At 70.1% G+C, this 13,853-nt stretch carries 13 protein-coding genes; 7 read left to right on the plus strand and 6 right to left on the minus strand.

Annotated features, from left to right (window positions below; all coding sequences use genetic code 11):
* Both VKH46_04445 and VKH46_04450 read right to left on the minus strand, forming a co-directional pair.
* On the minus strand, positions 1-588 hold a 588-nt coding region (locus VKH46_04445), incomplete at its 3' end, for an FAD-binding protein (GenBank protein HKB70069.1).
* Positions 589-598: 10 nt separating this feature from the next.
* Positions 599-1,258 carry a succinate dehydrogenase cytochrome b subunit gene (locus VKH46_04450; GenBank protein ID HKB70070.1) on the minus strand — a complete coding sequence of 220 codons (660 nt, stop codon included), beginning with the start codon at positions 1,256-1,258 and terminating at the stop codon, positions 599-601.
* Between the two features lie 408 nt (positions 1,259-1,666).
* Between VKH46_04450 and VKH46_04455 the strand changes: the two genes are divergently transcribed.
* The 4 genes from VKH46_04455 to VKH46_04470 are packed head-to-tail and all read left to right on the plus strand — an operon-like array spanning position 1,667 to position 5,366.
* Complete coding sequence (locus VKH46_04455) at positions 1,667-3,073, plus strand: hypothetical protein (GenBank protein HKB70071.1); 1,407 nt, start codon at positions 1,667-1,669, stop codon at positions 3,071-3,073.
* Positions 3,074-3,083: 10 nt separating this feature from the next.
* Positions 3,084-3,662 carry a hypothetical protein gene (locus VKH46_04460; protein ID HKB70072.1) on the plus strand — a complete coding sequence of 193 codons (579 nt, stop codon included), beginning with the start codon at positions 3,084-3,086 and terminating at the stop codon, positions 3,660-3,662.
* Between the two features lie 5 nt (positions 3,663-3,667).
* Positions 3,668-4,672: a cytochrome c gene (locus VKH46_04465; GenBank protein ID HKB70073.1), complete on the plus strand. Its 1,005-nt coding sequence runs from the start codon at positions 3,668-3,670 to the stop codon at positions 4,670-4,672.
* A gap of 7 nt (positions 4,673-4,679) precedes the next feature.
* Positions 4,680-5,366: a Crp/Fnr family transcriptional regulator gene (locus VKH46_04470; protein ID HKB70074.1), complete on the plus strand. Its 687-nt coding sequence runs from the start codon at positions 4,680-4,682 to the stop codon at positions 5,364-5,366.
* Here the strand turns inward: VKH46_04470 and VKH46_04475 are convergent.
* Positions 5,350-5,871 carry an Rrf2 family transcriptional regulator gene (locus VKH46_04475; GenBank protein ID HKB70075.1) on the minus strand — a complete coding sequence of 174 codons (522 nt, stop codon included), beginning with the start codon at positions 5,869-5,871 and terminating at the stop codon, positions 5,350-5,352. The genes VKH46_04470 and VKH46_04475 overlap by 17 nt on opposite strands.
* Positions 5,872-5,946: 75 nt before the next feature.
* On the opposite strand from VKH46_04475, the gene VKH46_04480 reads away from it, so the two are divergent.
* Positions 5,947-8,001, plus strand: coding sequence for a multiheme c-type cytochrome (locus tag VKH46_04480; protein ID HKB70076.1), 2,055 nt, complete (start codon positions 5,947-5,949; stop codon positions 7,999-8,001).
* A complete protein-coding gene (locus VKH46_04485; GenBank protein HKB70077.1) occupies positions 7,998-10,514 on the plus strand; it encodes an FG-GAP-like repeat-containing protein in 2,517 nt (838 codons plus the stop codon). Before VKH46_04480 ends, VKH46_04485 begins: the two co-directional genes overlap by 4 nt.
* Positions 10,515-10,553: 39 nt before the next feature.
* Here VKH46_04485 and VKH46_04490 read toward each other — a convergent pair whose 3' ends face one another.
* From VKH46_04490 to VKH46_04500, 3 genes are read right to left on the minus strand one after another with little or no spacing between them, the layout of a single operon-like run.
* Complete coding sequence (locus VKH46_04490) at positions 10,554-10,856, minus strand: hypothetical protein (GenBank protein HKB70078.1); 303 nt, start codon at positions 10,854-10,856, stop codon at positions 10,554-10,556.
* 51 nt (positions 10,857-10,907) lie between these two features.
* Positions 10,908-11,513 (minus strand): DUF6448 family protein, encoded by a 606-nt coding sequence (locus tag VKH46_04495; GenBank protein HKB70079.1) that lies wholly within the window; start codon positions 11,511-11,513, stop codon positions 10,908-10,910.
* Positions 11,514-11,538: 25 nt separating this feature from the next.
* Positions 11,539-12,765, minus strand: coding sequence for a radical SAM protein (locus tag VKH46_04500; GenBank protein HKB70080.1), 1,227 nt, complete (start codon positions 12,763-12,765; stop codon positions 11,539-11,541).
* A 180-nt stretch (positions 12,766-12,945) separates the two neighbouring features.
* On the opposite strand from VKH46_04500, the gene VKH46_04505 reads away from it, so the two are divergent.
* On the plus strand, positions 12,946-13,853 hold a 908-nt coding region (locus VKH46_04505; GenBank protein ID HKB70081.1), incomplete at its 3' end, for a c-type cytochrome.

The raw sequence follows: 13,853 nt of genomic DNA on the forward strand, positions 1-13,853 counted from the left end.
CACGACCAGGTCGAGCATCTCGTGGCGGGGAAACATCTTCACCTGCCCGAGGGCGATCTGGAGCTCGAGAGCCGCGTAGGCGCCGAGGAGGAGCTGCTGCCCCGTCTGGCCGCGCGCGTAGAACGTGCGCGAGACCTGCGCCCCTCCGAACGACCGGTTGGCGAGATAGCCGCTGTACTCGCGCGCGAACGGCACGCCGAGCGCGACCGACTGGTCGATGATCGCCATCGAGAGCTCCGCGAGCCGATACACGTTCGCCTCGCGCGAGCGGAAGTCGCCCCCCTTCACCGTGTCGTAGAAGAGGCGCTCGACGCTGTCGCCGTCGTTCTGGTAGTTCTTCGACGCGTTGATGCCCCCCTGGGCGGCGATCGAGTGGGCGCGGCGGGGGCTGTCCTGGTAGCAGTAGCACTCGACCTCGTAGCCGAGCTGCGCGAGCGAGGCGGCGCCCGAGGCGCCCGCGAGCCCGGACCCCACCATGATGACGCGGTACCGGCGCTTGTTGGCGGGGTTGACGAGCTTCATGTCGAAGCGGTGCTTGTCCCACTTCTTCTCGATCGGACCCGAAGGAACGCGTGCGTCGAGATCCATTTCGTTTACCTCAGGAAACCCAGCCGAGCATGACGGCGGCGGGGATCAGGATGTAGCCCGCCGTGATCGCGGCGGCGAAGACCGGCGCCGCGGCGCGGCGGAGAGGATGGTATTTCGGCGAGCCCGCGCCGAGCGTCTGCACCATGCTCCACGCCCCGTGGTAGAGGTGCATGCCGAGCAGGATCATCGCCACGGCGTAGACGGCGGAGATGGCCGGGTCGCGGAAGGAGAGCACGACGTTACGGTAGACGTCGGTCGGGCTGTATCCGGGGCCGGTCGTCAGGAACGTGAACATCATGAGGTGGTAGACGACGTAGACGAAGAGGAGCGGCCCGCTCCAGATCATCGTGCGGGCCGCGTACGTCGTCTCGATGTTCTTCTTGACGGCGTACCCGATGGGCCGCGCCCGGCGGCTCGCGAGCGACACCTGGATGGAGGCGACCACGTGGAGCACGAGCGAGACGAGCAGGACGAGCCGAACGATCCAAAGGATCTCGATGATCCCGTGCTTGAGGAAGTGCGAGTAGTCGTTGTACGGCCCCGGCCCCGCGAAGACGAGGAGGTTCCCGACGAGGTGGCCGATGATGAAGAGGGTCAGGATCACGCCGGTGACGGCCATGACCTGCTTTTTGCCCACCAGGCTCTTCCAGAAATCCCGTAGCTCGCTCATTCGCCGATTTCCACACCCTTTCCCGCCAAGCCGGCGGCCCGTGAAAACGCGTACTCGTTTCGTCAAGGTATTAACATCCCCGAAGGCCGGGGACAAGGGGTATCCGCGTCCTTTTGCGGGAGGCGGCCGCCGCAATCGTGCTCCTTCCCGCGAGATCCTCGGCCCGGATCATGACGAAACCGTTCTCCCGGCCGGTCCTCGATCGTGCGGTGCCCCTGATCAGCATCGATCCGGCCGCCGTCATCGTCGGTCCCTCCGATCGAGCCGGGCGGCGGCGCCCCGCCCGAAACGGCCGTGCGCTCCGCGCGCCGGAGCCCGCCCGGAACCTATGACGCGTATGATGCATTTGCTCTATTCCCGGCGTCGCCTTCCCGGGCGACCATGAGCATCAAGAACAGGAGAGGTGCAATGGAGAAACATCACCGGCGAGCCCTCGCGGCGTTACCCCTGGGAATGGCGATCCTCCTCGTCTTCGGCGGCCCGCGCCCGGCCGGCGCAGTCCCGGTCTTCTCCCGGAAGTACCAGACGTCGTGCCAGACCTGCCACGCGATCTTTCCGAAGTTGAACCCCTTCGGGGAAGCCTTCCGCCTGAACGGATACCGGATGCCGCTCGAGACGGAAGAGCAGGTGAAACAGAAGCCGGTCTCCCTCGGTTCCGAAGCGTACGAGCGGATCTGGCCGGCCATGGTCTATCCGAGCGACATCCCCTCGTACGCCCCGGTCGCGATCAACGTGAAGATGGCGGACATCTACTCCTCGAGCCGCGACGACGAAGGGCGGCAGATCACGCACAACGATTTCCAGTTCCCGCAGGAGGCGAACCTCTTCTCGGCCGGCACGCTCGGCAAGCACTTCAGCTTTTTCGGCGAGGTGACCTTCGAGGAGCGGCCGGACGGCGGGAGCGATACCGAGCTCGAGCACGCGCGGCTCGACCTCGACTCGGTCGTCGGGCCGGAGCACCTCGTCAACTTCAAGATCGGCAAGTTCGCGCCCGACCTCTACGACGGCTTCCAGGAGATGTGGCTGATGACCGACAACGGCGTCGACACGCTGTTCGCGTTCAGCCCGATCGGCGTCCGCGGCGGGACCGGGCTCTCCGAGGGGGGGCCCGGCGTGAGCCTGCCCGACCGCATGCGCGCGATCGAGATGTACGGTGTGGCCGCCCACCGGCTCTTCTACACGATCGGCTACGGCAGCCCGATCGGGCCCGGCGGCCCGAACGACACGTTCGGGAGCAGCAGCCGAAAGGACGTCTACGCCCGCGTCGACTACAAGTTCGGGGGGATGGGGCTCGACGGCGACACGACCGGGGTCACGCTCCCCCCGGAGAACTGGCGGGAGCGGTCGCTCCGCGTCGGCGTTCTCGGCTACTACGGCGACGGCTCGCAGGTCGACTTCTTCGACGTCGCCGACGACGAGGGGAACCCGTTCAAGATGCGGGACGAGCACTACGGGAGGATCGGCGCGTACGCGTCGCTCTACTTCGGCGACCTCAACCTCTTCGGCGTCGCGCTCCACGGCACGGACAAGCTCGACCTCCGCGATCCCGACACGCTGTCCGAGCTCAACACCACGACCCGGACGTACGACGCGTGGTTCGCGCAGGCCGACTACGTGATCGTCCCGCCGTTCCAGCTCTCGCTGCGGTACGAGAACCTCCGGGTCGCCGATCCGCTGACGCCCTCGATCCGGACCCTGAACGCCAACGCGAGCTTCCTGATTCGCGCCAACATCAAGGCCATGATCGAATACAACCGGGACCTTCGCGAGTCGCAGAACTACACGCTCGCGACGGTCCTCCGATTCGCTTACTGAAGGAGAGAACATGAAGAGGATCCTGATCACCCTGATCGCGGCCGCCGCGGCTCTTCCGCTCGCGGCCGGAGACATCCACGGCAAGGTCGCCTGCAAGGGGGCGCGCGACTGCGCCGATGCCGTCGTCTACGTCGCCGCCATCCCGGGAAAGACGTTTCCGGCGCCGGCGGCGCACGCGAAGATGAACCAGCTGAACATGACGTTCGTGCCCCGCGTCCTTCCGATCCTCGTCGGCACGACCGTCGACTTCCTGAATTCCGACGCCGTGCTCCACAACGTGTTCACGCCGGACGCGTGCGCCGGGAAGTTCAACCTCGGCACGTGGCCGAAGGGACAGACGAAGAGCCACACCTTCGGCAAGGAATGCGCCGCGACGCTGCTCTGCAAGGTCCACCCGGAGATGGAGGCCTTCGTGGTCGCGGTCCCGACGCCGTATTACGCGCAGGCGCACGGCGACGGGAGCTACGAGATCGCGAACGTGCCCGACGGCGCCTACACGGTCAAGATCTGGCACCCCAAGATGAAGGCGAAGGAGAAGCCCGCGAAGGTCGCCGGGGCGACCGAGGTCGACTTCGAGCTCTCGCGCTGAAGTCAATGAGGCCGCGCCGCGCCCCCGACGGCCGGAGAGGCGGAGTTCTCGCCGCCCTCCTCCTTCCCGCGATCGCCGCGGGAGCGGGGCGCGCGGCGCGGCCGTCGGCGACGCGGGCGCCCGTTCCTCCCGCGGACGCTCTGGTCCGAACGTCGCCCGTCACGGGCGAGAGCTGGGTGCGTCATCTCCGTCTTTCCCTGGACAACACCACTCTCGGCGGGACCGGCCGCTGGGGTCCCGCGGCCGGATCACAAGCTTCGGAGCGGCCGGCGATTTCGGAGTCGCTCAACGCCCCGTTCCGTCTGACGGGGAAGGACCTCTACCGGCTCAACTGCCAGTCGTGCCACCGCGAGGACGGCAGCGGCGCTCCTCCCGAGGTCCTTCCCGTCACCGCTCTCGCGCGGGCGACCTCCGCGGCGTTCTTCCGCCAGAAGATGAAGGAACGCGGCCTCCCCGTGGACGAGGCGATGCTGGCCAGGAACGCCGCCGAGGCGGAAGCGTCGCTCCGGAACCGCATCCGGAACGGCGGGGAGAAGATGCCGCCTTTCCCGCAGCTCGGCCGCGACGAGACGGAGAGTCTCATCGCCTACGTCAAGGAGCTCTCCGGGGTCCCGGGGCCGGGGCCGGAGCCGCCGGCCATCTCCGAGCCCGTGGTCCGCGTCGGGGAGCTCCTGGTGAAGGGCACCTGTCACATCTGCCACGACGCCGCCGCGACCCCCACGACGGCTTTCGAATACCGGGTCGGCTACGGGAACCCGCCTCCGCTGGCGTTCTTCGTCGAGCAGCGCACGTGCCCGGAGGTCGTCCGGAAAGTCCGCGAAGGTTTGATCGAGCCGAACGTCTCGGCCACCCGCGGCCGGATGCCCGTCTTCGACTACCTGTCGCCGCAGGAGGTCACGGCCGCGTACCTCTACCTGCTGGTCGAGCCGCCCGGGCGCGCGGCGGCCGGGCCGGTGAAGCCTTCCGCGGTGGCGGCGCGGGCCGCGGCCGGGAGCCGGCCGAAACTATAATCGGCGCGTGCCTCCGCGCCCCCCGATTCCCTTCGAAGCGATCCCGATCCTCGCGTCTCTCCGGCCCGAGGACCGCGAAGCGCTGTCGCCCCTGTGCGAAATGCGCGGCTACGAGAAGGGGGAGACGATCTTCCGCGAGGGAGATCCCGGAGAGCGCATCCATTTCGTCTTCCTGGGGAGGGTGAAGATCGTCAAGGCCGGCCCGGGGCGCGACCTCATCCTCGAGATCCTCGGTCCCGGGGAGCCGGTCGGCGCGGTCGCCGCCTTCGAGCGCAAGCCCTTCCCGGCGACCGCCGTGGCCCTCGAGGCGTGCGGGATCGTCTCGATCCCCGAGCACCAGTTCTTCGGTCTCCTCGAGAAACGTCCGGAGATCACGCGGCGGCTCTTCGCGGGGCTCACCATGCGGCTGATGAACCTGAACCGGCATCTCGCGGACATGCTCGGCTCGGTCGAGTACCGCGCGGCGCGCCTCTTCCTGACGCTCGCGGCGAAGACGGGGCAGAAACGCGACGGCACGATCTTCATTCCCGTCGCCCTCTCCCGGCAGGACATCGCGGACTTGATCGGAACGACGATCGAGACGGCGATCCGCGTGATGAGCCGCTGGCAGAAGGACGGCCTCGTCGAGACGGAGAAGAGCGGGTTCCTGATCCTGCGCCCGGCGGCGCTCCGCGAGCTCAGCGCCGGGGAGTGACGGCGGCGGCTTCGCGCGCCAGCCGCCGCGTTCGCGCGCGTTTTCCGGCGACCGACACGGCGAGATCGGCGAGCGAGCGGCGTTCGAGCTGCCTCTCGAGGAGCGCCCGCGCCCGTTTCCAGACCGGGTGCGCCGGACACGGGGTCTCGTCGGTGCACTCCGAGAAGCCGAGGAGACAGCGCCCGGCGAGACCGAATCCGTCGATCGCCCGGACGACCTCGAGCACCCGGATCTCCGCGGCCGGCCTCGCGAGGGCGACGCCCCCGAAGGGGCCGCGGCGCGCCCGGACGATCCCCGCCTTCCGGAGCGGCTGGACGATCTGGGCGAGCGACGTCGTCGAGATGCCGACCTCGATCGCGAGCTCCGACTGGACCATGAGCCTTCCGGGATTGGCGTGCTGCGCGGCGGCCAGCCGCTCCGCCGCGCGGAGAGCGTGCTGGCAGGTCCGCGAGTAGAGGAGCGCGCGCCCCTCGGCGGCGGCGTCGTAACGGGGTCCGTTCCGCATTTTTCGGCACCATAGCACGCCTTGACAGCCCTCCGGCCGCGGCGTACGGTGGGGGCAATTCTTGATGGAGAGCTCATGAATATGCCCCCTCGCACCGCGGAGGAAAGGGTCGCCGGCTGGGGAGGCGCGCTCTCGCGCTTCGCCGGAGGGACGATCGCGTATCTCCTCCTGACGGGTCTTCCGCTGCGGTTCGTCCCGTTCTCGGCGCTCGCGGAGTGGACCGTTCTCCTCCATTCGGCGGCCGGCGTGCTGTCGTTTTTGCCGCTGTCGGTCTACCTGTTCCGGCACTGGCGCGACTATCGGAGCGACGCCCTCACGCCCGCCAAGGTGCTCGGGTGGCTCGCGTTCGCGGCGGTCGCCGCGGCGGAGGTCTCGGGGCTCTGGGTGGGGGGCCTCGCGCTCTTCTCCGACCGCGTGCCCCGGTGGATCCGCAACGTCCATCTCATCCCGTCGATCGCGGCCGCGGTCTTCGCGGTCGCCCACCTCTGGCCGCTGTGGCGGCGCCGGGCCGCGTCGCCGGAGCTCGCGGCGCGCGCCGCGCGGCTCCGCGAGGGGTATCTCGCGGCGGCCGTGCTCGTCCCGGCCGCGCTCCTGCTCGCCGCGTTCCCGGCGGCCCTCCTCCATCGCGGACCGCGGCGCGCCGGGGCTTTCCCGAAAGACTACCGGATGCCGTTCGGCAAGAACCGGCCGTTCGCGCCGAGCCTGGCGCGCACGGAGAACAACGGGGCGCTCCTGCCCGAGGCGCTGTCGGGGTCCGCGGGGTGCGGAGCTTCCGGATGCCACGCCTCGATCTATCGTGAGTGGTCGGTCTCGGCGCACCGCTGGGCCGCGCTCGATCCGGCGTTCCAGCGCGTCCAGGAGGAGATGGCGCGGCAGAACGGCCCCGAGTCGACGCGCTACTGCGGGGGATGCCACGATCCGATCTCGCTCTTTTCCGGGTCGAAGACCGTCTTCAAGGCGGATCTGACGAGCGACGCCGGGATGAACGAGGGGGTCTCGTGCCTGTCCTGCCACTCGGTCGGGAAGGCGGACGTGCAGGGGAACGCGAACTACGTCGTGCATCCGCCGGAGCGGTATCTCTTCGAGACGTCGCCCTCGCGCGCCGCGCGCCTCGTCTCCGATTTCCTGATCCGCGCGTATCCGGAGCACCACGTGGCGTCGCTCGAGAAGCGGCTCTTCAAGACGCCGGAATATTGCGCCGCGTGCCACAAGCAGTTCGTCGACCAGGAGGTCAACAACTTCGGATGGGTGCAGCTCCAGAACCAGTACGACAACTGGCGCAAGAGCAAGTGGAACCACCCGGGCGACCCGCGCCGCACGATCGAGTGCCGCGAGTGCCACATGCCGCTCCTCGGCGGGCCGGAGCCTTCCGCCGGCGACACGGCCGACTACAACCGCGCCGCCGACGACGGAAAGCACCGGAGCCACCGTTTCCTCGGCGCCAACCAGTACATGCCCGCCCTCCTGAAGCTCCCCGGGGGCCGCGCGCAGGTCGACCTCGTCGACCGATGGCTGCACGGGACCTACCCGATTCCGGAAATCGCCTCGAAATGGGCGAACGGGCCTGCGGTCTCGCTCGCGCTCGACGCGCCCGACCACGCGGCCGCGGGGAGACCGCTCCGGGTCCGGGCGATCATCACCTCGAACAAGGTCGGCCACGACTATCCGACCGGTCCGCTCGACCTCATCCAGTCGTGGGTCGAGATCGAGGTGCGAGACGTCTCCGGGACCGTCGTCTTCTCTTCCGGCCGCCCCGACGCGAAGCGGATGATTCCGCCCGGCACCTTCCTCTTCAAGGCGGAGCCGGTCGACCGGTACGGCAACCTGATCGACCGCCACAACCTCTGGGAGATGGTCGGCGTGCGCTACCGGCGAAGTCTCTTCCCGGGGTACTCCGACGTCGCCGAGTACACGTTCCCGTGCCCCTCCTCCGGAGGGAGACCCGCGCCGGTCCGCGATCTCGTCGTCCCGGATCCTCCGGCCGGGACGCTCTCGATCGAGGCGACCCTCCACTACCGGAAGCTCGACCAGTTCCTCGTCGACTTCCTCTTTCCCGGGAAGGGGCTCTCCGCGCCGATCACCGACCTCGCCCGCGCCCGGGCGGTCGTGCGGATCGTCCCGGCCGCATGAGCCGTTCGCGGCTTCGCCGCTTCACCCACCCGCGGGCGGTCACGGCCGCCGCCCTGGCGTTGATCGCCGCGGCGGCCGCACTCTTCGCGACGCGCGGCGGAGGAGAGGCGCCCTATCGGCCGGGAGAGCCGGTCGAGGGGATCACCGACGTCAACGGCCGGCGCGCCGGCGGCGTCGACTGGGGGATCCGCTGGCGCGACGCGGCGGGCAAGTCCGGTCTCGCGTTCCGGCACTTCTCGGCGGGCGCGCGCTCGACGCAGCTGCCGGAGGACATGGGGTCCGGCGTCGCGTTCGGCGATTACGACCGGGACGGATGGTGGGACCTCTTCGTCGCCGACACCACCGGCCCGCTGACGATGAGCGCTCGCGATCTCCGGCGCGCCGGCGGCGGCTGCCGCCTCTACCGCAACATGGGAGGCGCGTTCGTCGACGTCACCGAGGAAGCGGGGCTCGGCGGTCTCGTCGGCACGTACCTCGGCGCGGCGTGGGGGGACTACGACAACGACGGCTATCCCGATCTCGCCGTCACGTCTTTCGGCGGCGTCCGCCTCTTCCACAACCGCGGCAACGGCACGTTCGAGGACGTGTCGCGGGTCTCGGGCGTCGGCGCGTTCGCCGGGTTCCGGACGGGCGCCGTGTGGGGCGACGCGGACGGCGACGGGCGCCTCGACCTCTACGTCTGCGGCTACGTGGACTATCGGTTCGATCCCGCCGACGCGCGGCGAATGTCGAAATTCGGCGCCGCGGACAGCCCCTTCACGATCAACCCGTCCTCCTACCCGCCCATCGCGAATCTCTATTTCCACAACGAAGGGGCGGGACGGTTCCGCGAGATGGCGGCGGAAGCCGGGATCTCCGACCCGGAGGGGCGCAGCCTCTCGGCGACCTTCGCCGATTTCGACGACGACGGGAAGCCGGACCTCTATGTCGCCAACGACGTCTCCGAGGGAGCGCTCTACGTCAACTCCGGCGCGGGACTCTTCGCCGACGGCGGCCACGACGCCCACGTGGCGGACTACCGCGGCGCGATGGGGATCGCCGTCGGGGACGTCGACGGCGACGGCGCGCTCGACATGTTCGTCACGCACTGGATCGCGGAAGCCAACGCCCTGTACGTCAACCATCTGCTCTCCGGCCCCTCGCGCCGCCTCGATTTCGAGGACGCGGCGGAGCGGTTCGGCCTCGGGGAGGTCTCGACCGACGACATCGCCTGGGGAACGGCGTTCCTCGACGTCGACGGCGACGGCCTGCCGGACCTCGCGGTCGCCGATGGGTCGACGTTCGAGGAGCCGTCCGACCGGCGGAAGCTCGTCCCGATGCCGATGCGCCTGTTCCGGAATCTCGGCGCCCGGGGGTTCGCCGACGTCGCCCCCGCATCGGGCGAGGTCTGGACGGTTCCCCGCGTCCATCGGGGACTGGCGGTCGCCGACGTCGACGGCGACCTGCGGGAGGAGATCGCGGTCGTCGTCCATGGAGGGGACCTCCTGCTGCTGAAGGCGGAGGGGGGACCGGCGAACCGCCGCATCGCGTTCCGATGCGAGGGCACCCGCTCGAACCGCTCGGCGTACGGCACGCGCATCACGGTGACCGCGGGGGGCCGCCGGCAGGTCCGGGAGATCGGCGCCGGCTCCTCGTACCTCTCGCAGAACGCTCCCGAGGCGATCTTCGGCCTCGGCGGCGCGGCTCGGGCCGAAAGCGTCTCCGTCCGGTGGCCCTCCGGCGCGACGCAGACCTTCACGAACCTCGCCTCCGGCCGCGCGTACCGGCTCGTCGAGGGAGGAGCGGAGGCGATGCCGGTCGCCGCGGGGAGCACGAGCCCGGTGGCCTTCTGGGATGCCTACGCGCACGCGAGGGGGCTCGCGGGCGCGGGAGACGCGCCGGGAGCGATCGCCGCGTACCGGCAGGCCCTCGCGTTGAACCCGCGGCACGAGGACAGCCTGTACGCGCTCGGGAACCTGCTCCTCGAGACGGGAGACCGGGAGGCGGCGCGTCAGGCCTTCGAGAGGCTCGCGGCGGAGGCGCCCCGGAGCGCCCGCATGCACGGAGCGCTCGGCGATCTGCTCGCGGAGGACGCGGCGGGGTCCGGCTCGGATCTCGAGGCCGCGCGGAATCATTACCGCGCCGCCGGCGAGGTCAACGGCGAGGAGACGGGATGGGTGCTGCGGATGGGCGAAATCTCGCTCGCGGAGGGGAAGATCGGAGACGCGGCCGCGTCGTTCCGGAACGTCGCGGCGACGAACCCGCGATCCTTCGAGGCGCTCTATCTCTCCGGGTTCCTCGCGTATCGCCGCGGCGATCTCCGCGAAGCCGCCAGACTCTACGCCCGCGCCTTCGCGGCCATGCCGCTTCCGGCGGGGCGGGCCTTGGCGGAAGGGGACGCGCGCCGCGCGCTCCCGGCCCTTCCGCGCCGCGGCGTCTTCGCGGCGCACTGGCGGCGCCTGGCCTCGGGCGCGGCGACGATGGAGGACGCCTACGGTGACCTGTCCCGCCGGATCGGCAAGCCCGCGCGCTGAGCGCGCGAGGCGGCCTTCGGAACCGCGGCCCTCGGGGAGTTACCGCGCCGTCTGCGGCTCGCCGATCTCTTCGGCCCGCACGCGGGCCAGGCATTCCTGCCCGCATCCGCGATTCTCGGGCCAGAGCGAGCACGCGGCGACCTTCATCGGGAGCCGGTCGAACGCGGAGCCGATCGCCGCCGAAACGGCGTCGACGCGCACGCCCGCGGGGCCCTCCGTGCGGGGGCAGAAGAGCGAGCGCGGTTTCCGAAAGCGCCGGTAGGCGTCGACGGCCACCGGCACGACGACCAGCAGCAGCCCCGCGACGATCACTCCGAGGATCTCCCAGTCCGAACCGGTCATAGCGGCCTCCTTCCAATCCCGCGGCTGGCGCCGGGATTCCGATGCCGGCGTTCAGCGGCGCGCATGTTCGCTTTCCGCCGGCTCGGCGCCGACGTCGAAGAGGGATTCCGCCGCGTGGACGTATTCGACGTACGCGCGGACGTACTCCCGTCCCGCCGCGACGCTTTCCGAGGCATGCCGGCGTGCTTCCCGGGCGCGGGCGAACCGTTCCCGGAGGAGCGCGGCGTTGCGCTCGGCGACGAGCCGGACGAGCTCGTCCGCCGACCCGCTCTCGAACGAACGGTCGGCGGCGCGGACGGCGGGAGAGAGTTCCGTTCCGGCGGGCTTGACGCCGGTGAACGGCTCTCCTTCGGAGGCGCGGTGCAGGCGCACGACCGTGTCGAAGAACGAGCGGTCGGCCAGGGCTTTCGCGTCCGGGCCGAGGCGCCGCACGACCGAAGCTTCATCGAACGCCTTGCGGACCTCCGCTTCGCTCCCGGGGGCGACCCACTTCAGGACCGGCGTGACCGCTCCCGATTCGAGCGCCGCGCGTGCGTCGGCGACGACCGGTCCGTCCAGCGTGTCGCAGTGCGCGGCTGCCGGCCGCGAGGGGAGGAGCAGCGCGAAGAGGAGGGCGGCGGCCGCCGTCGCGCCGGAGCGCCCGAATCGCAGAGACATGGCCGGTCTTACTTTCTGCGGGCGCCTATGCCGCCCGCGGCTTGCGTTTCCAGGCGATGTACGGGCGGGCGAGCGCCCGCATCGCGGAGAGCTTCGCCTCGTAGAAGCGGGTCGCGAGCGACGGGGCGACGAGGTCGGCCGCCTCCTCCGGCTGCACGACGAGCGAGACCTCGATCGGAAGGACGCCCACGGGCATCCCGGAGCGGCGGCAAGCCTCGTAGAGATACGCGAAGACTTCCTTCATCTCGTCCGGATCGGGGGAGGGAACGTTCTCCATCTCGCTGTCCACCGTCGGGCGGAAGATGCAGACGGTCGGGAAAGCCCCGGCGTCGACGATCCGGTCGATCCCGCGTTTGGTGGCCGCGATCGGCTCGACGCCCGCGATGATCTCGCCCGAGGCGCGGCCGGCGCCGAGCTTCTTCGAGGCGTACTCCATCGCCTCGAAGAAACCCTTCTGGCCGACGGTCTCGGCCTTCCCCGGGCAGAGCCGGGCGAACCACTCGGGGTCCTCGAACTCGTAGCAGAAGGAGAAATGGTCCGTGCCGGCGTCGATGAGCGCGTCGTACTCGCCGAACTTGCGTTTCGGAACCGGGTGCGCCTGCACGCCGATGAACCCGCCGACGCGCTCGCGCACCGCGCGGACGAAGGGCTCGCACTGCCGCAGGCCGTGGATCGGCTCGAGCTTGTCGACGTCCTCGAAGTGATAGCCGGTGTTGAAGTGCGTGAAGATCGATCCCGACTCGTCGCGGGCCGCGAGCGCGACCTCGACGACGTCCTCCACCTTCTTGCGCGACTGCTCGGTCACGCCGACGTTCTTGCCGGTCGTGCAGAATTTGCAGGCCCGGGAAGGGCTCGACGCCCAGTACAGGCACGAGTTCGAAACGTAGATGCCGAGGTAGTTCCCCTGGAGGACGCCGATGCGGCTCATCTCGACGCCGGTCGTCGTGCGCCGCGAGTACCACTCCGGCTCGGCCGGGATCTCGACCGGGTAGTGGACGCCCGAGCGAACGTCCTCGACGAAGTAGGTCCCGGCTCGCTGCAGGAGGAAGGGCGATCGCTGCGCGAACGACTCGAGGACCGGCGCGTTCATCCAGATGTCCTTGCGGGGCGACGGCAGGACGAGCTCGAGGCCGGAGCCGAGCCCGGCGCGCGTGCGGGCGATCCGCCGCGCGTCCTCGTCGGTATGGCACGACGGGTCGATTCGGACCCCCCGGCAGAAGAGCTCGATTTCGAGTTCGACGGGTGAAAGCATGGGTTCCTCCCTCTCCCCGTCAGAGTAGGCGCGACCTCCGGGGACGGACATGATGCAAATCATCCAGAAGCGCGGAAAAAACCGGCGGAAAAAGCCCGTTTTCCTATGACGTGGATCATGGGGGCGCGGCGCCCCGGGGCCTACGCTCGCGGCATGAAGAAGAACACGAGCGGAGGATGTATGAGGAGAGCTTCCCTGGCGGGCCTGGCCGTCGTCCTCGCGGCGGCGCTCGCCGCGTCCGGATGCGCGCGTAAGGCGGAGCGGGCGTTCACGTCGATGACGCCGGCGTTCCTGGACGTGCCGATCGCGAAGCGGCCGGCGCTCTCGCCGGCGACGGTCGAGCGCGGCCGCGCGCTCTACCGCGCCAACTGCATCCAGTGCCACGGACAGGACGGCGCCGGCGACGGGTTCGGCGCGCCGTTCCTCACGCCGCCTCCGCGCGACTTCACGACGGCCGAGTTCAAGTTCCGGACGACGTCGGCGGGCGAGCTCCCGACCGACGAGGACCTCTTCCGCACGATCTCGCGCGGGGCCTCGGGGACCGGGATGCCGCCGTGGGGTTATCTCCTCTCCTCCGACGACCGCTGGGCGCTCGTGGACTACGTCAAGACGTTCTCGCCGCGTTTCACGTCGGTCCCGTCGCGGACGATGGCGGCGATCCCCTCGGCGCCCGGGCCGGGCGACGCCGCGCGCGGCAAGCTCGTCTACCAGCAGATGCAGTGCGCGAAGTGCCACGGCGACGACGGCCGCGGCGACGGCCCGTCGGCGCTGACGCTCCAGGACGCGAAGGGACGGCGCATCAACTCCCGCGACTTCACGAACCCGGGGGCCTTCCGGACCGGTTGGACCGACCGCGAGATCGTCCGGACCTTCCAGACGGGCTTGAACGGCACGCCGATGCCCTCCTACGCGGGGCTCATGACGCCGCGGCAGGCTTACGACCTCGCCGCCTACGTCCGCACCTTCGCGGGCCCCGGATCGGGCAACCAGCGGCGGCAGACCGCTCGGAGCATGGCCGGCCTCGGCTCGCCGTCGCGCGTGATCGAGCTCCGCGAGCATGCCTGGAGCTACGAGCCCAGGGAGATCCA

Source organism: Thermoanaerobaculia bacterium (assembly GCA_035260525.1).
In the GTDB taxonomy this organism is placed as follows: domain Bacteria; phylum Acidobacteriota; class Thermoanaerobaculia; order UBA5066; family DATFVB01; genus DATFVB01.